22 protein-coding genes are annotated in these 24,370 nt (G+C 60.7%); 15 read left to right on the forward strand and 7 right to left on the reverse strand.

The features are described from left to right. Positions 1–5 precede the first annotated feature (5 nt). The gene (locus ACA041_RS28260; RefSeq protein WP_338921670.1) at positions 6–215 is read left to right on the forward strand and encodes a DUF2788 domain-containing protein; all 210 of its coding nucleotides are present in this window, start codon (positions 6–8) and stop codon (positions 213–215) included. On the opposite strand, the gene ACA041_RS28265 is transcribed toward ACA041_RS28260, so the two are convergent. From ACA041_RS28265 to ACA041_RS28280, 4 genes are all read right to left on the reverse strand, one after another. Next, positions 207–776, reverse strand: coding sequence for a pseudouridine synthase (locus tag ACA041_RS28265; protein WP_497442190.1), 570 nt, complete (start codon positions 774–776; stop codon positions 207–209). The two genes, ACA041_RS28260 and ACA041_RS28265, sit on opposite strands and share 9 nt — an antisense overlap. A gap of 146 nt (positions 777–922) precedes the next feature. After that, positions 923–2,422, reverse strand: a complete 1,500-nt coding sequence (gene amn, locus ACA041_RS28270) for an AMP nucleosidase (RefSeq protein ID WP_497438805.1) — start codon at positions 2,420–2,422, stop codon at positions 923–925. A 191-nt stretch (positions 2,423–2,613) separates the two neighbouring features. Next, positions 2,614–4,263: an acyl-CoA dehydrogenase family protein gene (locus tag ACA041_RS28275; protein ID WP_497438806.1), complete on the reverse strand. Its 1,650-nt coding sequence runs from the start codon at positions 4,261–4,263 to the stop codon at positions 2,614–2,616. 95 nt (positions 4,264–4,358) lie between these two features. Beyond that, a complete protein-coding gene (locus ACA041_RS28280; protein ID WP_497438807.1) occupies positions 4,359–6,722 on the reverse strand; it encodes a 7TM diverse intracellular signaling domain-containing protein in 2,364 nt (787 codons plus the stop codon). Positions 6,723–7,045: 323 nt separating this feature from the next. Between ACA041_RS28280 and ACA041_RS28285 the strand changes: the two genes are divergently transcribed. The 4 genes from ACA041_RS28285 (at position 7,046) to ACA041_RS28300 (ending at position 10,596) form a co-directional block, all read left to right on the forward strand. Then, on the forward strand, positions 7,046–7,843 hold the full coding sequence (locus ACA041_RS28285) for a hydroxymethylpyrimidine/phosphomethylpyrimidine kinase (protein ID WP_497438808.1): 798 nt from the start codon (positions 7,046–7,048) through the stop codon (positions 7,841–7,843). A gap of 33 nt (positions 7,844–7,876) precedes the next feature. After that, positions 7,877–8,500: a thiamine phosphate synthase gene (gene thiE, locus ACA041_RS28290; protein WP_497438809.1), complete on the forward strand. Its 624-nt coding sequence runs from the start codon at positions 7,877–7,879 to the stop codon at positions 8,498–8,500. Positions 8,501–8,531: 31 nt separating this feature from the next. Next, the gene (gene hemL, locus ACA041_RS28295) at positions 8,532–9,815 is read left to right on the forward strand and encodes a glutamate-1-semialdehyde 2,1-aminomutase (RefSeq protein ID WP_497438810.1); all 1,284 of its coding nucleotides are present in this window, start codon (positions 8,532–8,534) and stop codon (positions 9,813–9,815) included. Between the two features lie 226 nt (positions 9,816–10,041). After that, positions 10,042–10,596, forward strand: a complete 555-nt coding sequence (locus tag ACA041_RS28300; RefSeq protein ID WP_497438811.1) for a tetratricopeptide repeat protein — start codon at positions 10,042–10,044, stop codon at positions 10,594–10,596. 129 nt (positions 10,597–10,725) lie between these two features. Here ACA041_RS28300 and ACA041_RS28305 read toward each other — a convergent pair whose 3' ends face one another. Further along, positions 10,726–11,055 (reverse strand): DUF1820 family protein, encoded by a 330-nt coding sequence (locus tag ACA041_RS28305; protein WP_007894425.1) that lies wholly within the window; start codon positions 11,053–11,055, stop codon positions 10,726–10,728. A gap of 135 nt (positions 11,056–11,190) precedes the next feature. Between ACA041_RS28305 and miaB the strand changes: the two genes are divergently transcribed. From miaB to lnt, 5 genes are all read left to right on the forward strand, one after another. Then, a complete protein-coding gene (gene miaB / locus ACA041_RS28310; RefSeq protein ID WP_497442191.1) occupies positions 11,191–12,519 on the forward strand; it encodes a tRNA (N6-isopentenyl adenosine(37)-C2)-methylthiotransferase MiaB in 1,329 nt (442 codons plus the stop codon). 205 nt (positions 12,520–12,724) lie between these two features. Continuing rightward, complete coding sequence (locus ACA041_RS28315; RefSeq protein WP_497438812.1) at positions 12,725–13,729, forward strand: PhoH family protein; 1,005 nt, start codon at positions 12,725–12,727, stop codon at positions 13,727–13,729. Then, positions 13,722–14,216: an rRNA maturation RNase YbeY gene (gene ybeY / locus ACA041_RS28320; RefSeq protein WP_497438813.1), complete on the forward strand. Its 495-nt coding sequence runs from the start codon at positions 13,722–13,724 to the stop codon at positions 14,214–14,216. The genes ACA041_RS28315 and ybeY overlap by 8 nt, the downstream gene beginning before the upstream one ends. 5 nt (positions 14,217–14,221) lie before the next feature. Beyond that, positions 14,222–15,061 carry a CorC family transporter gene (locus ACA041_RS28325; protein ID WP_497438814.1) on the forward strand — a complete coding sequence of 280 codons (840 nt, stop codon included), beginning with the start codon at positions 14,222–14,224 and terminating at the stop codon, positions 15,059–15,061. A 15-nt stretch (positions 15,062–15,076) separates the two neighbouring features. Then, on the forward strand, positions 15,077–16,600 hold the full coding sequence (lnt, locus tag ACA041_RS28330; protein ID WP_497438815.1) for an apolipoprotein N-acyltransferase: 1,524 nt from the start codon (positions 15,077–15,079) through the stop codon (positions 16,598–16,600). A gap of 109 nt (positions 16,601–16,709) precedes the next feature. Here lnt and ACA041_RS28335 read toward each other — a convergent pair whose 3' ends face one another. Both ACA041_RS28335 and ACA041_RS28340 read right to left on the reverse strand, forming a co-directional pair. Beyond that, a complete protein-coding gene (locus tag ACA041_RS28335) occupies positions 16,710–17,471 on the reverse strand; it encodes a YdcF family protein (protein WP_497438816.1) in 762 nt (253 codons plus the stop codon). A gap of 106 nt (positions 17,472–17,577) precedes the next feature. Beyond that, complete coding sequence (locus tag ACA041_RS28340) at positions 17,578–17,898, reverse strand: hypothetical protein (RefSeq protein WP_497438817.1); 321 nt, start codon at positions 17,896–17,898, stop codon at positions 17,578–17,580. 279 nt (positions 17,899–18,177) lie between these two features. Between ACA041_RS28340 and leuS the strand changes: the two genes are divergently transcribed. The 5 genes from leuS to ACA041_RS28365 all read left to right on the forward strand — a co-directional run bounded on the left by leuS (position 18,178) and on the right by ACA041_RS28365 (position 24,338). After that, positions 18,178–20,784, forward strand: coding sequence for a leucine--tRNA ligase (leuS, locus tag ACA041_RS28345; protein ID WP_497438818.1), 2,607 nt, complete (start codon positions 18,178–18,180; stop codon positions 20,782–20,784). Positions 20,785–20,871: 87 nt separating this feature from the next. After that, positions 20,872–21,477, forward strand: coding sequence for an LPS-assembly lipoprotein LptE (locus ACA041_RS28350; protein WP_497438819.1), 606 nt, complete (start codon positions 20,872–20,874; stop codon positions 21,475–21,477). Between the two features lie 39 nt (positions 21,478–21,516). Further along, positions 21,517–22,554 carry a DNA polymerase III subunit delta gene (gene holA / locus ACA041_RS28355; protein WP_497438820.1) on the forward strand — a complete coding sequence of 346 codons (1,038 nt, stop codon included), beginning with the start codon at positions 21,517–21,519 and terminating at the stop codon, positions 22,552–22,554. Positions 22,555–22,788: 234 nt separating this feature from the next. After that, complete coding sequence (gene arfA, locus ACA041_RS28360; protein WP_497438821.1) at positions 22,789–22,953, forward strand: alternative ribosome rescue factor ArfA; 165 nt, start codon at positions 22,789–22,791, stop codon at positions 22,951–22,953. 62 nt (positions 22,954–23,015) lie between these two features. Next, positions 23,016–24,338: a lytic murein transglycosylase gene (locus tag ACA041_RS28365; protein WP_497438822.1), complete on the forward strand. Its 1,323-nt coding sequence runs from the start codon at positions 23,016–23,018 to the stop codon at positions 24,336–24,338. The last annotated feature ends 32 nt before the right edge of the window (positions 24,339–24,370 follow it).

Consider the following 24,370-nt stretch of genomic DNA (forward strand, 5'->3'; position numbering starts at 1 on the left):
GTCCGATGGATCCTGCAGTATTCGAAGAGTGGATGATGACCGGTCTGGTCAGCATCCTGATCATTTTCATGGGTTTTATCGTCTGGGACCTGGCGAAGAAATCCAAGGCCGGACGCTTTGGTTCGTTCATCCTGTTCTTCGTACTCGGCCTGGGCGTGGCCGCGTTCGTGATCAAAAGCGTGGTCATCGGCATGATCGAATCCGGCTCAATCTAAACGCGCCGGCACTTCCTTCCACTGGCCCTGATCGAGCCCTTCGATCGTCCAGTCGCCGATCCTGACCCGCACCAGACGTAACGTCGGCAAGCCGACCGCCGCAGTCATGCGCCGTACCTGTCGGTTGCGCCCTTCGCGAATCACCAGCTCCAGCCAACTGGTCGGTACGCTTTTGCGAAAGCGCACCGGCGGATGGCGTGGCCACAATTGTGGCTCTTCAAGCTGCCGTGCTTCAGCCGGCAAGGTCATGCCATCGTTCAACTCGACACCATCGCGCAGGCGCTGCAACTGCTCGGCGCTCGGCTCGCCTTCCACTTGCACCCAATACGTCTTCGCCAGCTTGTGTTTCGGGTCGGCAATCCGCGCCTGCAGCTGGCCATCGTTGGTCAGTAACAGCAAGCCTTCGCTGTCACGGTCCAGCCGTCCTGCCGGGTAGATGCCCGGAATCTCGATGTAATCCTTGAGCGTTGCCCGCCCTTCACCGTCGCTGAATTGCGTCAGCACATCGAATGGTTTGTTGAACACAATCAGCTTCGGCTCGGCCGGCGGCGCTTTGGCAATACGGCGCGGGGCGGAGGACGATGGCGCAGGCTTCACGCCAGGGCGGCGGGAAACGGGACGTTGAGGACGAGACATGGGAAAAGGAGCATCTAACGGTCAGGGCTGCTAATGCTAGTGCCCTGACCGCCAAATGACCATGAGAACAATCAGCGGAACGGCGGCTCGTCGAAGCTGCGCAGTTTGCGCGAGTGCAACGAGTTGAGTTCGGTGCGCAACAGATCCACCGCCTCGATGCCGATCTTCAAGTGCTGGCTGACCGCGCGTTCATAGAAGGCGTTGGCCGAGCCTGGCAGCTTGATTTCACTGTGCAGCGGTTTGTCCGACACACAGAGCAGCGTGCCGTACGGCACCCGCAAACGATAACCCTGGGCGGCAATGGTGCCGCTTTCCATGTCCACGGCCACCGCGCGGGACAGGTTGATCAATGGCCGCTCCTGCGCCCAGCGCAATTCCCAGTTACGGTCGTCATAGGTCAGCACGGTGCCGGTGCGCAGGCGCTTCTTCAGCTCGTCGCCCTTTTCGCCGGTGATGTTCGCCGCCGCTTGCTGCAAGGCCATCTGCACTTCAGCCAGGGCCGGAATCGGAATGTTCGGCGGCACGACACGGTCGAGAATCCCGTCCCGGCGCATGTACGCGTGCGCCAGCACGTAGTCGCCAATGGTCTGGGACTGACGCAAGCCACCGCAGTGGCCGATCATCAGCCAGCAATGCGGGCGCAATACGGCCAAGTGGTCGGTGATGTTCTTGGCGTTGGACGGGCCGACGCCGATGTTTACCAGTGTCACGCCATGACCGTCGGTCGCGATCAAGTGATACGCAGGCATTTGGTACCGGTGCCAGACCACGCCCGCGGCAATCGCCGAGGCTTCGCCGTGGTCCATGCTCTTTTCGATAATCACGTTGCCGGGCAGTACCATGCGCACGAAACGCGGGTCATTGCGCAACTGTTCCAGGCCGTGGACGATGAATTGGTCAACGTAACGGTGGTAGTTGGTCAGCAGGATCCAAGGCTGTACATGACGCCAGTCGCTGCCGGTGTAATGCACCAGGCGGCGCAGGGAGAAGTCCACCCGTGCAGCATCGAACAACGCCAGTGGCAACGGATCGGTGTTTTCCCAGTCGTACAGGCCATCGGCGATGCCGTCGGTCGCGGCAGACAAGTCGGTACTGGGGAAGACCCGCGCCAGCACTGCTGCGGTAACACCGGAGCCGGCCAGCTCATCGCCCTGCTCGACGACATAGGGATAAGGAATATTCTGTTGGCTGATGCCGACTTCCACGGTAACGGTGAAGTCGTGCATCAGGGGCACGAGTTGTTCCAGCAGGTATTTGCGAAAGGCGGCCGGGTGGGTGACGGTGACGCTGTAGGTGCCGGGCAACTGGACCTTGGCATACGCGCGAGTGGTCTGCGGGACTTCGCCTTGGCAGTGGTAGGTCAGACGCAGTTCGGGATAACGAAACATTGCACGCTGTTCGGCGTCCGGTTCGACTCGATCCTTGAGGTAACGCTTGAGCGCCTGGTTCAGCGCGGTGGTTGCACGATTGTGCAAGAGCGCAAGCCGATCCACGGCTTGCTCGGCGGTTTGAACGACAATAAAAGCTTCGGTCACGATCAGCATCCTGTGTTCTGACTTGCAGAGCTTCATCTTGCCTGCAACATCGCTTCACGGGAACAGTGGCGTGTTGGCTAAACACCAATGTTGATGCACAGATGTCCACTGTGGGAGCGAGCCTGCTCGCGAATGCGGCGGTACATCCGACATCAATGTGACTGGCAGGCCGCTTTCGCGAGCAGGCTCGCTCCCACATGGGTTCGGTGTCGTTCACGAAGTCGTGGTCAAAATCCCTGCGGGGTCGAGCGGGCGACTATTGCTTCCACCTCAAGCCCACGCGGCAATACGCCATACACTCGACCCGCCGAACCCAGGCGACTGGCAATGAAGGCATCGCTGACCGCCGCATTCCCAGCCTCCAGCAACAACTTGGCCTGAAGCCCCAACGCAATGTCTTCGGTGATTTGCCGGGCGCGGTACTGAATGTCGTCGGTGTCCTTGAACGCCGCCTGCAACTGACTGATATGCGCGGTCAGGCGTTTATCGCCGTGGCCATCACCCAACTCGCTGAACAATACATCGAGCACGCCCGGCTCTTTGGACAACGCCCGCAGCACATCAAGGCATTGCACGTTGCCGGAGCCTTCCCACGTGGAGTTGACCGGCGCCTCGCGGTACAACCGCGGCAGGATGCTGTCTTCGACATAACCGGCACCGCCCATGCATTCGGCGGCTTCGTTGATCATTGCGGGCGCGCGCTTGCAGATCCAGTACTTGCCCACCGCCGTGACCAGCCGGGCGAATTTCGCTTCGTGACTGTCATCCAGGTGATCCAGCGCCTTGCCCATGCGCAAACTCAGTGCCAGGGCCGCTTCGCTTTCCAGCGCCAGGTCGGCCAGTACGTTCTGCATCAAGGGTTGCTCGCTGAGCAACTTGCCACCCACCATGCGGTGGGCGCAGTGATGACTGGCCTGGGTCAGCGCCTGGCGCATCAGGGCGCTTGAACCGACCATGCAATCGAAGCGGGTCATGGCGACCATTTCGATAATGGTCGCAACTCCCCGCCCTTCCTCGCCGACCATCCACGCCAGGGCACCACGGAACTCCACTTCGCTGGAGGCGTTGGAGCTATTGCCGAGTTTGTTCTTCAGGCGCTGGATGTAGAACTGGTTGCGCGAGTCGTCCGGGCGATGGCGCGGCAGCAGGAAACAGGTCAAACCCTTGTCGGTCTGGGCCAGGGTCAGGAAGGCATCGCACATCGGCGCCGAACAGAACCACTTGTGGCCCACCAGCTCGTAAGCCTGGCCCGGACCGCTGGCACCGACCGGGTAAGCCTTGGTGGTGTTGGCCCGCACATCTGTGCCGCCCTGTTTCTCGGTCATCGCCATGCCGATGGTCACCCCGGCTTTATGGGCCATGGCGACATTGCGCGGGTCGTATTCGGTGGCGAGGATTTTCGGCAACCACTGCCTGGCCAGGTCCGCTTGCAAGCGCATGGCCGGGACACTGGCGAAGGTCATGGTCAGCGGGCAGCCACTGCCGGCTTCGGCCTGACTGTGCAGGTAGGTCATGGAGGCGCGCGCGACATGCGCGCCGTCCTGCGGATGCGCCCAGGGCAAAGAGGTCAAGCCGTGCTCGATCGCCGTGCGCATCAGCTGGTGATACGCCGGGTGAAATTCCACCAGGTCGATGCGATGACCGTAACGGTCATGACTGCTGAAAACCGGTTTGTTCTGATTGGCCAGGAACCCCGCTTCCATCAACGGTCCGCCGGCCAGTGCCCCGTAGGCGTCGATCCGCGACTGCGCCCAACCAGCACCAAAACGCCGCGACCACTCCTGTAAAGGCAGGTCGATGCGGTACAGGTTGGTGCCGTCCAGCGACGGTGGCTGGTTGGTGACTTCGTGGGTTTCGGCGAACTGATGCAGGTTCATGACGGGCTCCTTTGATCAGTCAGGGGATTTTCAGTTAAGCACCGCCCCACGGCTGATCAAAGTGTCATATCTGCCTAACTGTCGGCGCTTTCGCCTTACCCCCCACACAGCACCCGACGGTGTAGCGCGGCCTGCAGGTCCTCGAATTTCAGCGGTTTGCTCAGGTAATCGATCAAGGCGCCGGTCGGGCAGCGTTCACGATCAGCGCTCAGGGCAACCACGAATACCGGCAGTTCGGCGCAGCCGGGCAATGTGCGGATCTGGCAACACACGGACCAGCCATCCACTGACGACAGCTGGCAATCGATCAGTACCGCGTCAAAGGCTTCACGCTGCAACTGATCGAGCGCAGCGGCACTGTTGTCGGCGGTGCGCACCCGGAACCCCAACTTGAGCAACATGCCGCGCATCACCAATTGATTGACGCTGTTGTCATCGATCATCAATACGCTGCAGTCCTGAGGCAGTCGCAGGCGTGGCAATGCTTGAGTTGTCGAAGGTACTGATGACCGTTCCACCCTTGGCAGTTCGAATTCGACGTCGAGCTGAAAACGGCTGCCGCGCCCGGGCTCGGAGCGGTGACTCAGGCTCCCACCCATCAATTCCACCAGTTGCCGACAGATTGCCAGGCCGACGCCCAGGCCACCGTATTCGCGGGTCATCGAGCCGTCGAGCTGGAAGAACCGCTGATACAAAGGCGACTCTCCCAGATCGGTGAAACCGATACCGGTGTCGATCACCGTAAAGGACAGCGCCAACCGGTCGGGGCCTGCAGCCTTACCCGTCACCCGCAACGCCACCCCGCCGATACGGGTGAACTTGATCGCGTTATCCAACAGACATTCCAGGCATTGCGCCAATTTGGCACTGTCGCCGTGCAAGCGATCCGGCAGCCCCGGCGCCACGTCGACTTTGAAATCCAGCGACTTGCCCGAAGCATTGCCCTCCAACTGCAACCGCAAGGCATCGACCACGCCGCGCAAACTGAAGGGGGCCGTCATCACCTTGAGCCTGCCGGCCTGCAATTCGGTCAAGGTCAGGATGCCATTGACCATCCGCATCATGTCCCGCGCCGAGCCGGAGGCCGTTTGCTGGTATTGCTCCAGCTCGGCGTCCATCTCGACGGTCTGCATCAGTTCCAGCGAACCGATCACACCGTTCATGGGCGTGCGCAGTTCGTGGGTCAGGGTCGCCAGGAATTCGTCCTTGAGCTTGTTGCTGTGCGCCAGTTGCTGGTTCAGCACTTCGAGCTTATGACCGGCATCAACCAACGTCTGCGCCTGCTGCTCGCGCATGGCGTTGATGCGGTCGGCCAGGGCCAGCGACAGCAGCGCCACCTCGATCGCCGAACCGATCTGGCTGGAATACATGGTCAGGAACACATTCGGCAGATAGCCCAGCACCATCAGCGTATTGATGATGCCGCCGAGCAAGAACGCCGACCAGGCAATGATGAAATAGCGCGCGACACGCAGGCCACGCAGCCAGGCGAGAATCGCAGCGGCAAAAATCACCACGGTGAACATCAGCGCCAGTGCCGTCGCCAGACGCAGGGCCAGGGCATAACTGGCCATCAACGAGAGCCCGACCACCACCGCGCCGAAGACAATCAACGCCAGCAACAAGCGGTCGAGCCAGCGACTGTGGGTGGCGGTCTGCAGGAAGCTGCGGGCGAACTGGCTACCGAACAGCCCGGCGCAACCGATGAAGAAAGGCGTCGCCGCGTTGGCCCACCAGGGATGGTCCGGCCAGAAATACTCCACGGCCGCGCCGTTCACCGACAGTTGGTACAAGCCGAACGAGGCGATGTAGAAGATGTAATAGAGGTAGCTGGTGTCGCGCACGCTGAGGTAGATGAACAGGTTGTAGACCAGCATCCCCAGCAACACACCGTAGATCACGCCCAGCACGTAAAGGCGCACCGGTTGTGCTTCGAGGTAAGCGGTGTTCGACCACAAGGTCACCGGCGCCTGGATCGACCCTTCGCTTTGCAGGCGCAGATAAACGGTTTGCAGCTGATCAGGCGTGAAACTCAGATTGAACAAGTAGTTGTTCTGGCGAATCTCGCGAGTGGCGAACGGCAAGGCATCGCCGGTCTGCCGGGCCAACTGGTAGCCACCGGCCGTATCGGGCAAGTACAGATCAAGGTGATCAAGGGGCGGATAGGCCAGTTCCAGCAGCCAGGTCCGTTGCGCCGACGGTTGGGTGGGCCGGTAGTGCAAATCGATTTTCAGCCAGAACGCCGAACGAGAATAACCGGCGTTGAGGGTGTCTTTATCGTGGGTTTTGAAATGTCCCGCGGCGGCTTGCGCACTGATATCGGCAATGGTCGCCTGACCACTCGCGTCTTCGAACACTTGCAGGGTTCGGCCCAGCGGCAGGCTTTGGGTGAATTCATCGAACTCGACGGCGCTCGCCATGAGGGGCAAGCACAACAGCAATATCAGCAAATAGCGCATTTAAGCCCCAGCGTGGCCTGTCCGGTTATCTCAGGAAGCCCCTCATTCCTTTTGAGTAGACGTAAAACCGGTATTACCTGTATTGACTTGGATCCACTCTAGCATAGCCGTTGATGGCCATTGAACACCATTGAAATTTTTCCTACAAAGGCTCTAGCACGGGTGTTACAGCGCTATGCTCTGAGCTAGAGCTGTTGGTTCGGTCAGAGGATGAAAATGCCGGACATCTGCGGTGAGGGAGCACGCCCCCTCAGCGCAATGCATCGACCGGGCCCGATGTCCCGACACCCGAAAAACGAAGTTTGGTGGTAAGCTCGCGCACCATGAATATCTACAGCTCTCGCCCCGTTGTCCTCTGTCTCTCCGGCCACGACCCAAGTGGTGGCGCCGGCTTGCAGGCAGATATCGAAGCCCTGCTCGCCCAGGGTTGTCATGCGGCCCCGGCCGTCACCGCCCTGACCGTGCAAGACACGGTCAACGTCACTGACTTCCGCGTCCTCGACCGCGAGTGGGTGTTGGCCCAGGCCAATGCCGTGCTCAACGATTGCGAAGTCGCCGCCGTCAAACTGGGCATGCTCGGTTCCCTGGAAATGGTCGACACCGTGGTCGAACTGCTGCAGGCGCACCCGCATTTGCCGATGGTCTGCGACCCGGTGTTGCGCGCCGGTGGCGGCGGACGATTGGGCAAGGACGAAGTCGGTTATGCCATGCGCGAACGTCTTCTGCCCCTGGCCATCATCGCCACCCCCAACCTTCCCGAAGCCCGCATCCTCGCCGAACTGCCCGAAGGCACCGCGGACGAGTGCGCTGAAAAACTCTTGCCCTACGTCAAGCACCTGCTGATCACCGGCGGGCATGGCGATGAAGAAGAAATCCACAATCGCCTGTACAGCCGTGATGGCAGCCGTGAAACCTTCACCTGCCAGCGGTTGCCCGGCAGCTATCACGGTTCCGGTTGCACCTTGGCCAGTGCGTTGGCCGGTCGTCTGGCGCAGGGTGAAAACCTCGCCAGTGCGGTACAGACCGCGCTTAACTACACATGGCGAACCCTGCGTGACGCAGAGCAACTGGGCAAAGGCCAGTTCGTGCCGCGCCGTCTGCCGCTGGATTTCTGTTCGTAACTTATTTATGCGTAAAGCGCAGAGGCTTGTCCGATGAAACTACGTGGCCTTTACGCCATTACCGACAGCCAGCTACTGGCCGGTAAATTTCTGTCGTACGTGGAGGCAGCGCTGGAAGGCGGTGTCTCCCTGCTGCAATATCGCGACAAGAGCAACGACGACGCGCGCCGCCTGCGTGAAGCCCAAGCCCTGCGCGATCTGTGCGAACGCTACAAGACCCGGCTGATCATCAATGACGACGCCGAGCTGGCCGCGCGCCTGAACGTCGGCGTGCACCTGGGGCAGACCGATGGGCCGCTGACCCCGGCCCGCGCGCTGCTCGGTCGCCAGGCGGTCATCGGTTCGACCTGCCACGCGCAGCTCGCACTCGCCGAGCAAGCGGCCAAGGAAGGCGCCAGTTACGTCGCCTTCGGCCGCTTCTTCAATTCCACGACCAAACCCGGCGCACCGACCTGCAGTCTCGAACTGCTCGACCAGGCCCGCAGCACATTGCACCTGCCGATCTGCGCGATCGGCGGCATCACCCTGGAAAACGCCGCCCCGCTGGTGGCCCACGGGGTCGATCTGCTGGCGGTGGTCCATGGCCTGTTTGGCGCTCAGAGCACGGCTGAAGTGACCCGCCGCGCCCGCGCATTCAACGAACTGCTTTCTATTTAAGTAGCTTAAAATCTGATTTGAGAGCCCGATCATGTCTCGTTCCGAAACGCTGTTTGCCAATGCCCAGAAACACATCCCCGGTGGCGTGAACTCGCCTGTTCGCGCATTCAAGAGCGTTGGCGGCACACCGCTGTTCTTCAAACACGCCGAAGGCGCCTACGTCACCGACGAAGACGACAAGCGTTATGTGGATTACGTCGGATCCTGGGGCCCGATGATTCTCGGCCACAGCCATCCGGACGTCCTGGACGCGGTGCGTAAACAGCTTGAGCACGGGTTGTCCTACGGCGCCCCGACCGAGATGGAAACCCAGATGGCCGACCTGGTCTGCTCGATCGTGCCGTCGATGGAAATGGTGCGCATGGTCAGCTCCGGTACCGAAGCGACCATGAGCGCAATCCGTCTGGCCCGTGGCTTCACCGGCCGCGACAGCATCATCAAGTTCGAAGGCTGCTACCACGGTCACTCCGACAGCCTGCTGGTCAAGGCCGGTTCCGGTGCGCTGACTCAAGGCGTGCCGAGTTCCGCCGGTGTGCCGGCGGCTTTCGCCAAACATACCCTGACCCTGCCGTTCAACGACATCGACGCAGTAGAAGCCATGCTCGCCGAAGTCGGCCAGGACGTCGCCTGCATCATCGTCGAGCCCGTGGCCGGCAACATGAACTGCGTACCACCGGCACCGGGCTTCCTCGAAGGCCTGCGAACCCTGTGCGACAAACACGGCGTGGTGCTGATTTTCGACGAAGTGATGACCGGTTTCCGTGTCGCCCTCGGTGGCGCCCAGGCCCACTACGGCGTAACGCCGGACCTGAGCACTTTCGGCAAGATCATCGGTGGCGGCATGCCCGTCGGTTGCTTCGGCGGCAAGCGCGAAATCATGTCGCACATCGCACCGCTGGGCCCGGTCTACCAGGCGGGCACCTTGTCGGGTAATCCGCTGGCGATGGCTGCCGGCCTGACCACGCTGCGCCTGATCAGCCGTCCTGGCTTCCATGACGAGTTGACCGACTACACCAGCCGCCTGCTCGATGGCCTGCAACAGCGCGCCGATGCAGCGGGCATCCCGTTCGTGACCACCCAGGCCGGTGGCATGTTCGGCCTGTATTTCAGCGGGGCCGATGACATCGTGACCTTCGATGATGTGATGTCCAGCGACGCCAATCTGTTCAAACGCTTCTTCCACTTGATGCTGGAAGGTGGCGTGTACCTGGCGCCGAGTGCGTTCGAAGCCGGCTTCACTTCGATCGCCCATGGCGAAACCGAGCTGAAACTGACACTGGACGCTGCCGAGCGTGCCTTCGCCGCATTGAAATAACCCGGGGTTGCTGACGTTGGCCATTGCCAGCGTCAGCTTTTACCTGCATTGGCGTGCTTTTTCCTGCTCATCTGCGAAAAATCCCCGGTAAATTGGGCGATATATTCCCCGCGCAGCAGAAAAACGAGTAAAGACTTTGTAAGGTTGGCCCTGCTTATTTCATAATGCGCGCTTATTGGATCCCCCTCGATGGGTCCGCGCGCCCTCCAGAGGTAAGTCGACTCCCATGAACCGCACCGGCCGCGCCCTTGCCTTGGGCTGCCTGTTGCTCCTTCAGCCCCTGCTCGCGCTCGCACAGGCAGGCGGCAACTCGTTGTTAATCCCAGCGATGGGTCGCTGCACCCTCAATACTCAGCCGCAAGATCTGGCACAGGCACTCGCGGCCTGCCAGAAAGCGTCGGACGAAGGGGATGCGCAAGCGCAATACGAGTTGGGTGAGTTCTACTACGACGGTAAAAATGCGCCGCGCGACCTCAACAAAGCCCTGGGCTACTTCGAAAAAGCCTCGCTGCAAGGCCACGCCGAGGCGCAATTCAAACTGGGCACCATGTTTTTCCACGGCGAAGGCGTGCCGGCCAATAACGTTCAGGCGTATATCGTGCTGAAAATGGCCGCGGTCAACGGCGCGGAAGAGGCGCTGGATACGGCGGATGAAGTCGCCGAGAAGATGCCTCGGGAAGAACTGGAAGTCGCCACTCAGGTACTGGGGCAAATCTTTCGTAAATATTTGATGGAATTGCAGAGCGCCGATGGGCGCACGCCTTTCTCGCCTCTTCCCTGATTTCTGTATCGCCCTTTCTGGCCTCATCGCGAGCAAGCTCGCTCCCACAGTGGATCGCGTTCTTTCATGAGAATGCGATCACCTGTGGGAGCGAGCTTGCTCGCGATGGGGGCGACTCGGTCTTGCGACCTACTTCTCAGGCATCGGCATCGGAAACGGCATGACATTGCCGACCGCGCCGCGGGCTTCGCTGATTTTCGGTGTGCCAAGGCGCTCGACTTCGTCGATGCGCACGATCGAATGCATCGGCACAAAGCTGCGCACGACGCCTTCGAACTGAGCCTTGAGCTTCTCTTCGCTCGGATCGACGACCACCTGGGTGCGCTCGCCAAAGACGAACTCTTCCACTTCCAGGAAGCCCCACAGATCACTTTGATAGATCTGCTTGGCGTACATTTCGTACACCTGGCCCTGGTTGAGGAAAATCACCTTGTAGATTGGAGCTTCACGTTTGGTCATGGCGGGCGAGCAACACATCGGGGGATAAAAATGAGGGCGCGAACTATAGCATAGCCACTGGACGCACAGCGGTAGGAACCTTGGGACATGTTCCCTATAATGCGCGGTTCTTTGAATCACGTGATGACTCTGTCCATGGCCAAGAAGCTTTATATCGAAACCCACGGTTGCCAGATGAACGAGTACGACAGCTCGCGCATGGTCGATCTGCTGGGTGAACATCAGGCCCTGGAAGTCACCGCCCGCGCGGAAGATGCCGACGTGATCCTGCTCAATACCTGCTCGATCCGCGAACGCGCCCAGGACCGTGTGTATTCCCAGCTCGGCCGCTGGCGCGAACTGAAACTGGCCAATCCCGACATGGTGATCGCCGTCGGCGGTTGCGTGGCCAGCCAGGAAGGCGCCGCCATCCGCGACCGCGCGCCGTACGTCGATGTGGTGTTCGGCCCGCAGACCCTGCACCGCCTGCCGGAAATGATCGACGCCGCGCGCGCCACCAAGCTGCCGCAAGTCGACGTGTCGTTCCCGGAAATCGAAAAATTCGATCACCTGCCAGAGCCGCGTATCGATGGCCCGAGCGCCTACGTGTCGGTCATGGAAGGCTGCAGCAAGTACTGCACCTTCTGCGTGGTGCCGTACACCCGTGGTGAAGAAGTCAGCCGCCCGTTCGACGATGTGATTGCCGAGATTATCCACCTGGCCGAAAACGGCGTACGCGAAGTGACGCTGCTGGGTCAGAACGTCAACGGTTATCGCGGGGCCACTCACGATGGACGCCTGGCGGATCTCGCCGAGCTGATCCGCGTGGTGGCTGCCGTCGATGGCATCGACCGGATCCGCTACACCACATCGCATCCGCTTGAGTTCTCCGACAGCCTGATCCAGGCCCACGCCGACGTGCCGGAACTGGTCAAACACCTACACTTGCCGGTGCAATCGGGTTCGGACCGTATTCTCTCGGCGATGAAGCGCAACCACACAGCGCTGGAATACAAATCCAAGCTGCGCAAACTGCGCGCCGCGGTGCCCGGAATCTGCATCAGCTCGGATTTCATCGTCGGCTTCCCGGGCGAGACCGAGAAAGACTTCGAACAGACGATGAAGCTGATTGAAGACGTCGGTTTCGACTTCTCCTACTCGTTCGTCTACAGCCAGCGCCCGGGCACCCCGGCGGCCGACCTGGCCGACGAAACGCCGGATGAATTGAAAAAAGAACGTCTGAATGCGCTGCAACATCGCCTGAACCAGCAAGGTTTCGAGATCAGCCGACAAATGGTCGGTTCCGTACAGCGGATTCTTGTAACCGATTATTCGAAAAAAGATCCCGGCGAGCTGCAAGGCCGCACCGAGAATAATCGAATCGTCAACTTCCGCTGCGACACTCCAACTTTGATCGGGCAGTTCGCCGACGTGCACATCGATGCCGCGCAACCGCACTCGTTGCGGGGGTCGTTGATCTTGTGACACTGAGTAACCCTGTGGGAGCGAGCCTGCTCGCGAATACGGTCTGACATTCAACATATGAGTCGCCTGTCATGCTGCCTTCGCGAGCAGGCTCGCTCCCACAGGGACGGTGTTTGAGGTCGAGATATATAAGAGCTTTCGCACCCGCGCCACTGGCGTTATCCTTGATTTCATCTTAATTGCCCCAGGGCGGCTAAATACGACCTTGAACGCACCCATAGAACCACATCGTTTCATCCTCGAGCCCTTTGAAGCTCGCCGCTTCGCCAATCTGTGCGGGCAATTCGACGAGCATCTGCGCTTGATCGAACAGCGCCTGACCATCGAGATCCGTAACCGCGGAAACCAGTTCGAACTGATCGGCGAGCCCAAGCACACCACCTCAGCGGAAAACCTTCTGCGTCGCCTGTACCGGGAAACCAAGGGTACCGAGCTGTCGCCGGACATGGTTCACCTGTTCCTGCAGGAGTCGGCCGTCCAAGAGCTGGACAACGTTTCCCCCGCCGAACCATCCGTCGCCCTGCGCACCAAAAAAGGCATGATTCGCCCGCGCGGCTTGAATCAGCTGCGCTACGTGAAGGAAATCCTAGGTAACGACATCAATTTCGGCATCGGCCCGGCCGGTACCGGCAAGACCTATCTGGCCGTTGCCTGCGCGGTCGATGCGCTGGAACGCGAGCAGATTCGCCGCATCCTGCTGGTGCGTCCAGCCGTCGAAGCGGGCGAAAAGCTCGGCTTCCTGCCAGGCGACTTGTCGCAGAAGATCGACCCGTACCTGCGCCCGCTCTATGACGCACTCTACGAAATGCTCGGCTTCGAACACGTCGCCAAGCTGATCGAGCGTCAGGTGATCGAGGTCGCACCGCTGGCTTACATGCGCGGTCGCACGCTGAACAACAGCTTCATCATTCTTGATGAAAGCCAGAACACCACCGTCGAACAGATGAAGATGTTCCTGACCCGGATCGGCTTCGGTTCCACGGCGGTCATCACCGGTGACATCACCCAGGTCGACCTGCCGAAAGGCACCAAGTCCGGGCTGCACCATGTGATCGAAGTGTTGAAAGACGTGCCGGGTATCAGCTTCACCCATTTCATGCCCAAGGACGTTGTGCGCCATCCCCTGGTGCAGCGAATCGTAGAGGCCTACGAGCGCTTCGAGAATCGTGTGGCCGACGAAACGCCAAAGGATAGTCGCCGCGATGCTTGAGCTTGATCTGCAACTCGCGACCCAAGCGCCCGCCCCAAGCGAGACCAGCTTTCGCCAATGGTGCGAACTGGCACTGCGCCAGCGCACGGCCGACTCCGAAATGACCATCCGCCTGGTCGACGAAGAGGAAGCCCGCGAGCTGAACCATACCTGGCGGCAAAAGGATTACGCCACTAACGTCCTGTCGTTTCCGGCCGATGTGCCTGACGAGTTTCTCGACATCCCGCTGCTGGGGGATCTGGTGATCTGCGTGGCCGTGGTCGAGCGCGAAGCCGCCGAACAGGGCAAGGCGCTCGACGCCCACTGGGCGCATCTGGTCATCCACGGTTGCTTGCATCTGCTGGGTTACGACCATATAGATGACGAAGAAGCTGAAGAAATGGAAGCACTGGAACGAACGTTGCTTGCAGAGTTGGGTCACCCGGACCCCTATGCGGACGACGAAACAGACGCATCCCCTATCGTCACAACAAAGGATTCAGAGTAATCGCTATGAGCGAAGATCGATCGAGCAACGGGCAAAAGTCATGGCTGGGTAAGCTCACCCAGGCTTTTGCCCACGAGCCGAAGAACCGCCAGGAGCTGCTGGAGCTGCTGCGCGATGCACACCAGAACAAGTTGCTGGACAGCGAAGCGCTGGCCATCGTCGAAGGCGCCATCCAGGTCGCTGACCTGCAAGTACGGGACATCATGGTCCCGCGCTCGCAGATGATCAGCATCAAGGCGACCCAGACACCCCGCGAGTTCCTGCCCGCCGTGGTCGACTCGGCCCACTCCCGCTACCCGGTGATCGGCGAAAGCCACGATGACGTGATGGGCGTGTTGCTGGCCAAGGACTTGCTGCCGTTGATCCTCAAGGAGAACGGCGACAGCTTCAATATCAGGGATCTGCTGCGTCCGGCCACCTTTGTGCCTGAGTCCAAGCGCCTGAATGTGCTGTTGCGCGAGTTCCGCGCCAACCATAACCACATGGCCATCGTCATCGACGAATACGGCGGTGTGGCGGGCCTGGTGACCATCGAAGACGTGCTGGAACAGATCGTCGGCGACATCGAAGACGAGCACGACGTCGAAGAAGACAGCTACATCAAGCCGCTGCCCAGCGGTGACTTCCTGATCAAGGCCCTGACGCCGATCGAAAACTTCAACGAGTATTTCACCGGCGACTTCTCCGACGATGAATTCGATACCGTCGGCGGTCTGGTGATGAGTGCATTCGGGCACCTGCCAAAACGCAATGAAATCACTGAAATCGGCCCTTATCGCTTCCGCATCCTGAACGCCGACAGCCGTCGGATTCATTTGCTGCGCCTGACGCCTATTGCCCGGTAACAACTAAGGATAGAAATGCTCTGGATCACCCGCCCCGGCTGGCCCGGTAACCTGCTGGCCGTGGCGGCCGGTGCAATCACCACCCTGGCCCTGGCGCCGTTCGATATATGGCCGCTGGCATTACTGGCGGTCGGCCTGTTCTATGCCGGCTTGCGTGAGCTGAACCCTCGTCAGGCCCTGGGCCGTGGCTGGTGCTTCGGTTTTGGTCTGTTTGGCGCCGGTACCAGTTGGATTTACTACAGCATCCACCACTTCGGCGGCGCTTCGGTGCTATTGGCCGGCTTCCTGATGCTGATCTTCACCGCGGCGATTGCCTGGTTCTTCGCCCTGCCCGCCTGGATCTGGGCGCGCTGGCTGCGCCGCAACGAAGCGCCGCTGGCCGATGCCCTGGCGTTCGCGGCGCTGTGGGTCGGGCAGGAAGCCTTTCGCGGCTGGTTTCTCACCGGGTTCCCATGGCTTTATTCCGGTTACAGCCAACTCGACGGCCCTCTTTCCGGTCTCGCCCCCGTCGGCGGGATGTGGCTGATTTCGTTTATCCTGGCCCTGACGGCCGCGCTGATCTACAACGCGTTGCCATTGGTGAAAACCGGTCGTAAAGGCTTTATCGCTGCTGGCGTGGTGCTGCTGCTCGGCCCATGGGTGGCGGGTCTGGCGCTCAAGGAACATGCCTGGACCAGCCCGGCGGGGGCGCCGCTGAGCGTCGCAGCGATCCAGGGCAACATCGAGCAGAGCATGAAGTGGGACCCGGCACAGCTCAACGCGCAGCTGGCGCTGTACCGCGACATGAGCTTCAGCTCCAGACCGGTCGACCTGCTGATCTGGCCGGAGACCGCGGTCCCGGTGCTCAAGGAGTCCGCCCAGGGCTACCTGGACATGATGGGTGACTTCGCCGCAGAGCGTAAATCCGCACTGATTACCGGCGTACCGATCCGTCAGGAAGTGCATCAACAGAAACGCTTTTTCAACGGCATCACGGTCGTGGGTGAAGGCGATGGCACTTACCTCAAGCAGAAACTGGTACCGTTTGGCGAATATGTGCCGTTGCAAGAGGTATTGCGCGGGCTGATCGCCTTTTTCGATCTGCCAATGTCGGACTTCGCCCGCGGCCCTGCCGATCAGCCGATGCTGCAGGCCAAGGGATACCAGATCGCGCCGTACATCTGCTACGAAGTGGTCTATCCGGAATTCGCCGCCAGCCTCGCCGCCCGGAGCGAATTGCTGCTGACCATCAGCAATGACACCTGGTTCGGCACCTCCATCGGTCCGCTGCAACATTTGCAGATGGCGCAGATGCGTGCACTGGAAGCCGGACGCTGGATGATCCGCGCCACCAACAACGGGGTAACCGGTCTGATCAACCCGTTCGGCCAGATCACGGTGCAGATTGCGCAGTTCGAACGCGGTATTTTGTACGGCGAAGTGGTGCCGATGCACAACCTGACGCCTTACCTGGAATGGCGGTCGTGGCCGCTGATCATCGTTTGCGTGTTGTTGTTCGGCTGGGCGCTGATCGCGAGCCGGATGGCCAAGACCGTTTAAGACTGGCGAGCTTTTGTGGCGAGGGAGCTTGCTCCCGCTGGACTGCGCAGCAGTCCCTTTTTTGGGGCCACTTCGTGACCCAGCGGGAGCAAGCTCCCTCGCCACACGGTCAGCGGTAAAACACCGAATACCCGATCTGCCCCACCGCCTCATTCATCAGCTGCCCACTCTGCCAGAGAGCCTTGAACTCAGGCAGCCAGCCACCCAGCGGTCGGGCGTTGTCCACGCCCAGAAACCCCATCGGTGCCGGCACCACCTCGAATCCCGCCTGCTGGAAACTCCAGACCGCTCGCGGCATGTGCGAGGCGTGAGTCACGAGCACAACACGCTTGATGCCTTCGGGCAACAACACCTGGGCGCTGAACTGCGCGTTCTCCCAGGTCGTGCGGCTGCGTCCTTCCTGCCAACGCACGGTTACGCCGAAATCATCGAGCAATGAGTCCGCCATCAGCCCGGCTTCGGTCGGGAGGGTGCCGTAATGCAGCCCGCCACTGGTAAGGACCGGCAAGCCTGACGCCTTGGCCAGCCGCGCCGCATAGCGCTGCCGCTCCAGGCCGACACCGGTCGGCTGGTCGGCGCCCCAGGCCGGATCGCCCCGTTCGCGCCCTGACCCCAGCACCACGATCGCCTCCGCATGCCGACCCAGTGTTGCCCATTCATTGCGCGCCAGCGGCGGCTCACGCTCAAGCGCCCTGGCGCTCCACTCCACCACCACTGGCAGGCTCATCAGCCAGAAGCCGCCCAGGCCGAGGGCAAAACACAACCCGGCCAGTCGCGGCCTTGAGCGGCGCAACCACCAGGCAAGCAGTAAAAGCAGCAATAGAATGCCGGGAGGCAGCAGAAGTTGTTTAACGAAGTAACGAAAAGGCATCGAGCATCTCCAGAGATGCCCGAAGCCTAAGTGGGTTGACGCAATGCGACAACAAATGCGAAAGGACTATGCTTTAAAAAACCATATTTTATGGCTTCAAGTGCCCTTACTTGAATTGCAAAGACCGGACCTTTACCGTGTCCCTGCCAGGTGCCTTGTCCTTGAGCCAGATGATCTTGGCCGAACGTGGTGCGTCGAGTTGCTTCACTGCTTCTGACAAGTATCCGTGTGATTCACGTTCACTGCGATCGAGATACGCTTTGACCAGTGCAAACTCTGCGGGGCTCAAGCCACGCAGTTCCAGCTCCAAGGGGCGCTCATCGCGCAGCCGATCGGCGGTTTTTGCCGCGTCCAGGGCCATCCCCAGACGATCGATCAGTCTTTCGTACAGCTCCGGTTTCGTAACTTTTTGCCGTGACTCAACCATCCCTCACCTCATTGAAGATAAGACTCGCTCCCCTTTTAGAGCTTAGCTTCCATCAACAAACCGGCTGGATGCCGCGACCAACGGCCCTCGCGGCGGTTTTTGCGGGGCCTGCGGCAGCAATCAGGGTTTCCCTCGGTAGAGTGCGGTCATGTATGCTACGGCGCTTCCTGTAACTCCACTTCCAGCTCGTCTGGGCACTGAAGCGCCGATCTGGCGCAATCACCGTCCAGCGTGTATTGAAGAGGATTAGGCCACCCCTATTCAGTTCAAAAAGTAGCCATGCACGAACAATATCAGCCCCGTGAGATCGAAGCCGCCGCCCAGTCGTTCTGGGACGAGCAAAAGTCCTTTGAAGTCAGTGAACAGCCAGGCAAGGAGACGTTCTACTGCCTGTCGATGTTCCCTTACCCCAGCGGCAAGCTACACATGGGGCACGTGCGCAACTACACCATCGGCGACGTGATCTCCCGCTACCAGCGCATGCAAGGCAAGAACGTCCTGCAACCCATGGGTTGGGACGCTTTCGGCATGCCGGCGGAAAACGCCGCGATGAAGAACAACGTGGCGCCCGCCAAGTGGACCTACGAAAACATCGCCTACATGAAAACCCAGCTGCGCAGCCTGGGCCTGGCGGTGGACTGGTCCCGCGAAGTGACCACCTGCAAGCCCGATTACTACCGCTGGGAACAATGGCTGTTCACTCGCCTGTTCGAAAAAGGTGTGATCTACAAAAAGAGCGGCACCGTGAACTGGGACCCGGTCGACCAGACCGTTCTGGCCAACGAGCAAGTGATCGACGGCCGCGGCTGGCGTTCCGGCGCGCTGATCGAAAAGCGCGAAATTCCGATGTACTACTTCAAGATCACCGCCTACGCGGATGAACTGCTGGAAAGCCTCGACGAACTGACTGGCTGGCCTGAACAGGTCAAGACCATGCAGCGCAACTGGATCGGCAAATCCCGCGGCATGGAAGTGCAGTTCCCGTACAACGTCGACTCCATCGGCGAAGCCGGCGCGCTGAAAGTCTTCACCACCCGTCCGGACACCCTGATGGGCGCGACTTACGTGGCCGTGGCCGCCGAGCATCACCTGGCGACCCTGGCTGCGCAGAACAATCCCGAGCTGCAAGCGTTCATCGCTGAATGCAAAGGCGGCAGCGTCGCTGAAGCCGACGTCGCCACCCAAGAGAAAAAAGGCCTGCCGACTTCGCTGTTCGTCGAGCACCCGCTGACCGGTGAGAAACTCCCGGTGTGGGTCGCCAACTATGTGCTGATGCACTACGGCGATGGCGCTGTAATGGCTGTTCCGGCTCACGATGAACGTGATTTCGAGTTCGCCACCAAGTACAACTTGCCCATCAAATCCGTGGTGCGCACAAGTTCCGGTGACACCAACCCGGCCCCTTGGCAGGATGCGTACGGCGAGCACGGCACGCTGATCAACTCCGGCGAATTCGACGGCCTCGACTTCGCAGGCGCCTTCGACGCCATGGAAGTTGCCCTGATCAAGAAAAACCTCGGCGCCTCGCGCACCCAGTTCCGCCTGCGCGACTGGGGCATCAGCCGTCAGCGCTACTGGGGCTGCCCGATCCCGATCATCCACTGCAACACCTGCGGTGATGTGCCGGTTCCTGAAGACCAACTGCCGGTGGTGCTGCCGGAAGACGTCGTACCGGATGGCGCCGGTTCGCCATTGGCGCGCATGCCTGAGTTCTACGAGTGCGCTTGCCCGAAATGCGGCGCACCGGCCAAGCGTGAAACCGACACCATGGACACCTTCGTCGAGTCGTCGTGGTACTACGCCCGTTACGCCTCGCCGCACTATGAGGGTGGCTTGGTGGAAAAATCGGCAGCTGACCACTGGCTGCCGGTGGATCAATACATCGGCGGTATCGAACACGCGATTCTTCACCTGCTCTACGCGCGCTTCTTCCACAAACTGATGCGCGACGAAGGCCTGGTGAGCTCCAATGAGCCGTTCAAGAACCTGCTGACCCAGGGCATGGTGATCGCCGAGACTTACTATCGTCGCGAAGCCAACGGTGCCTACACCTGGTTCAACCCCGCGGACGTCGAACTCGAACGCGACAGCAAGGCCAAGGTCATCAGCGCCAAGCTGATCGCAGACGGCCTGCCGGTGGAAATCGGCGGCACCGAGAAGATGGCCAAGTCCAAGAACAACGGTGTCGACCCACAGTCGATGATTGACCAGTTCGGCGCCGATACCTGCCGCCTGTTCATGATGTTCGCCTCGCCACCTGATATGAGCGCGGAATGGTCCGACTCCGGCGTGGAAGGCTCGCACCGCTTCCTCAAGCGCGTCTGGCGTCTGGCTCAGGCGCACGTCACTCAGGGACTGCCGGGCAAACTGGACGTCGCCAGCCTGAACGAAGAGCAGAAAACCATTCGCCGTGCGATCCACCTGGCCATCAAGCAGGCCAGCCACGACGTCGGCCAGAACCATAAATTCAACACGGCCATCGCCCAGGTGATGACGCTGATGAACGTGCTGGAAAAAGCCCCGCAAGTGACCCAGCAGGATCGCGCACTGGTGCAGGAAGGTCTTGAAACCGTGACGCTGCTGTTGGCTCCGATCACCCCGCACATCAGCCACGAGCTGTGGCATCGACTGGGTCACGCTGATCCTGTGATCGACGCCGGCTGGCCGGTGCTGGACGAGACCGCGCTGGTGCAGGACAGCCTGACACTGGTCATCCAGGTCAACGGCAAGCTGCGCGGCCAGATCGAGATGTCGGCCAGCGCAACTCGCGAAGAAGTCGAAGCCGCTGCCCGTACCAACGAGAACGTGCTGCGCTTCGTCGATGGCCTGACTATTCGTAAAGTGATCGTAGTGCCCGGGAAACTGGTCAATATTGTCGCCAGCTAATTGGATCAGGCGCCAGGTGAGCCTGGCGTCGAGTAAAACCTTTCGGGCCGTTTGATCGGCCCACATGGTTTCAAGGGGAGCAACAAGATGATCAAACGCAATTTGCTGGTGATGGGCCTCGCCGTTCTGCTGAGCGCCTGCGGTTTCCAGCTGCGCGGCACCGGCACCACTGAACTGGCGATCAAGGAACTTGACCTGAGCGCCCGTGATGCCTACGGCCCAACCGTGACCCAACTGCGTCATGTGCTGGAAAGCAGCGGCGTCAAGGTGTACAGCGGTGCCCCCTACAAACTGGTGCTGACCGGTGAACAGGAAAACCAGCGCATCCTCAGCTACGCAGGTGCCGGTCGCACGGGCGAATACCAGATCAGCACAGTGCTCAGCTATGACATCAATGGCCAGGGTAACCTGTCACTATTGAACGACAAGCTCGAAGTGCAGAAAGTCTTCATTCACGACGGCAACAACCTCGCGGGTTCCGACCAGGAAGCCGATACCGCTCGTAAAGAGATGCGTCGTGAACTGGTTCAACGCATGATGCTGCGCCTGCAGCAGCTGACCCCGACGCAGCTGGAGCAGCTGCAACAGACCGCCGAGGCCCGCGCCACAGCTGAAGCCGCGGCACTGGAAGCGGCGCAGAAGGCTGAAGCGCAAACTCCGCGTCAGTCGCCTGTCGAACTGCCGCAGCAGTAAGCCTTACGGGGCGCCCAGGCGCCCCGTTCGCCCTCTCCCATGAAACTTGCCCCCGCCCAACTCGCCAAGCACCTGCAGGGCGCCCTCGCGCCGGTCTACATCATCAGTGGCGATGACCCATTGCTGTGTCAGGAAGCTGCGGACGCCATTCGCGCCGCCGCTCGCCAACAAGGTTTCGACGAACGCCAGGTTTTCGCCGCCGATGCCAGTTTCGACTGGGGTACGTTGCTGCAAGCCGGTGCGAGCATGTCGTTGTTTGCCGAAAAACGCCTGCTGGAACTGCGCCTGCCGTCCGGCAAACCGGGTGACAAAGGCGCGGCCGCATTCATCGAGTACTGTTCGCGTCCAGCCGAAGACACGGTCTTGTTGATCAGCCTGCCCAAGCTGGATGGCAGCGCGCAGAAAACCAAGTGGGGCAAGGCACTGGTTGAAGGCCAGCACACCCAGTTCGTGCAGATCTGGCCGGTGGATGCCAACCAGTTGCCAAGCTGGATCCGTCAACGGTTGTCCCAGGCCGGACTCTCCGCCAGCCAGGACGCCGTGGAACTGATCGCCGCACGGGTAGAAGGCAACCTGCTGGCCGCAGCCCAGGAAATCGAAAAGCTCAAGCTGATGGCCGAAGGTGGGCAGATCACCGTTGAAACCGTGCAGGCAGCGGTGGCCGACAGTGCGCGCTTCGATGTCTTCGGGCTGACTGATGCCATTCTCAACGGTGAAGCGGCGCATGCCCTGCGCATGCTTGAAGGATTACGCGGTGAAGGGGTCGAGCCACCGGTGATTCTCTGGGCCCTGGCCCGGGAGTTGCGCGTGCTGACCAACCTGTCACTGCAGTACAGCCAGGGAGTGCCGCTGGACAAGGCCTTCAGCCAGGCCCGACCGCCGATCTGGGACAAACGCAAACCGCTGATGAGCAAAGCCCTGCAACGCTACTCGGCGCAACGCTGGGCGCAGTTGTTGCTGGAAGCGCAGCGAATTGATGCGCAAATCAAGGGCCAGGCCGCGGGTTCGCCGTGGATGAGTTTGAGCCGGTTGTCGTTGTTGATGGCCGGGCAGCGATTGATGCTGCCTGCCGAGTAGGTCTTTTTGTGGCGAGGGAGCTTGCTCCCGCAGGGTTACGAAGCGACCCCGAACCATTCACCGCGATTCTTCAGAAAGTCCGCGCCTACCCGGTTTACGACGGCTGCGCCGCCGAACGGGAGCAAGCTCCCTCGCCACAGGTCATCATTTCCCACACATCGCGGGGACTAGACAGAACCACAACTTGAGCCGATGATTTGCCCCGCAAAAACCACTCACTTGCGAGACCTCATCATGAGCAAAAAGCCATCAAAGCATGGCCCCAACAAGGCCAAATCCATCATCGCCCAGCCACTGTTCCGCAGCCGTCAGGAACGAGCCGGCAAAGGCAAAGGCAGCTACCGCCGCGAAGCCTTCCAGTCTAACAACTGGGAGGCTTCTTACTTTCCGGCGGCCTGAAAGGCAAGCAATCGCTCAACATGTTAAGGTCTGCACCTGATTCGTACTCCCTGGACCTGTGCATGCCCCTTTGTCTTTCCCGTCGTTGGCACTTTCGCCAGCTGATCGCTGCCTCCAGCCTCATTTTGCTAGTCGCCTGCGCGGAAAAACCGACCGCCGCCGACGCCCAACCGCTTCAGACCCTCCCCGTCGCGACAGCCCCTGCGATAATGGCGCCCGTGGTGCCGACCGGTGACAATCTCGACATCCTGCCGACCCAGACCTTCGCCGAATGGCAGGCGGGTTTCCGCAAGGACGCTCTGGCCGCCGGCATCCGCGCCGATCTGTTCGACCGCGCCTTTGCCAATGTCAGCCTGGACAGCAGCGTGATCCGTGCCGACCGCAGCCAACCGGAATTTTCCCGCCCGGTATGGGAATACCTCGACGGCGCCCTTTCGCCGCTGCGGGTACGCAAAGGCCAGGCGCTGGTCAGCCAATATGCCGACATCCTGCAAAGCATCGAGCAACGCTACGGCGTCGATCGCCAGGCACTGGTTTCGGTGTGGGGCATGGAGAGTAACTTCGGTCAGTTCCAGGGCAGCAAGTCGGTGATCAACTCCCTGGCGACCCTGGCCTATGAAGGGCGGCGTCCGGGGTTCGCCCACGCGCAACTGATTGCCGCACTGCAAATCCTGCAACAGGGTGATATCGAACCGGAGGCGATGCTCGGTTCCTGGGCCGGCGCCATGGGTCAGACCCAGTTCATCCCGACCACCTACAACACTCACGCCGTGGACTTCGACGGTGACGGTCGGCGCGACATCTGGGGCAGCCCTGCCGATGCGCTGGCCTCGACTGCGCACTACCTGCAAAGCTCGGGCTGGCAGAAAGGCCAGCCGTGGGGCTTTGAAGTACAACTGGCCAATAGCTTCAACTACGTTCTGGCCGATGGCACGATTCGCAAGAGCGTTGCCGAATGGCTGCAACTGGGTGTCACCCTGCCCAATGGCGCCAAGGTTGCGTCAGGTTCCGAACACCTGTCCGCGGCCCTGCTGCTGCCGGCCGGTTATCGCGGCCCGGCGTTCCTGGTCCTCGACAACTTCCGCGCGATCCTGAAGTACAACAACTCGTCATCCTACGCTTTGGCCGTCAGCCTGTTATCCGAACGATTCAATGGTGCTGGCCTGATCAGCGGTACATGGCCGAAAGATGACATGCCGCTGAGCCGTACCGAGCGGATCGAACTGCAAAGCCTGCTGAGCGCGCAGAACTACGATGCGGGCACCGCCGACGGCATCATCGGTGCCAACACCCGTAAAGCGATCCGTAGCGCCCAGCAGTCGTTTGGCTGGCCGGCGGATGGGTATCCGACGCACAAGTTGCTCGAAGGCCTGCGTAACCGCTGAAAGCTTCGCCGGCAAGCCGGTCTCGCTCCCAC

It is taken from the genome of Pseudomonas sp. LBUM1676, assembly GCF_059695605.1.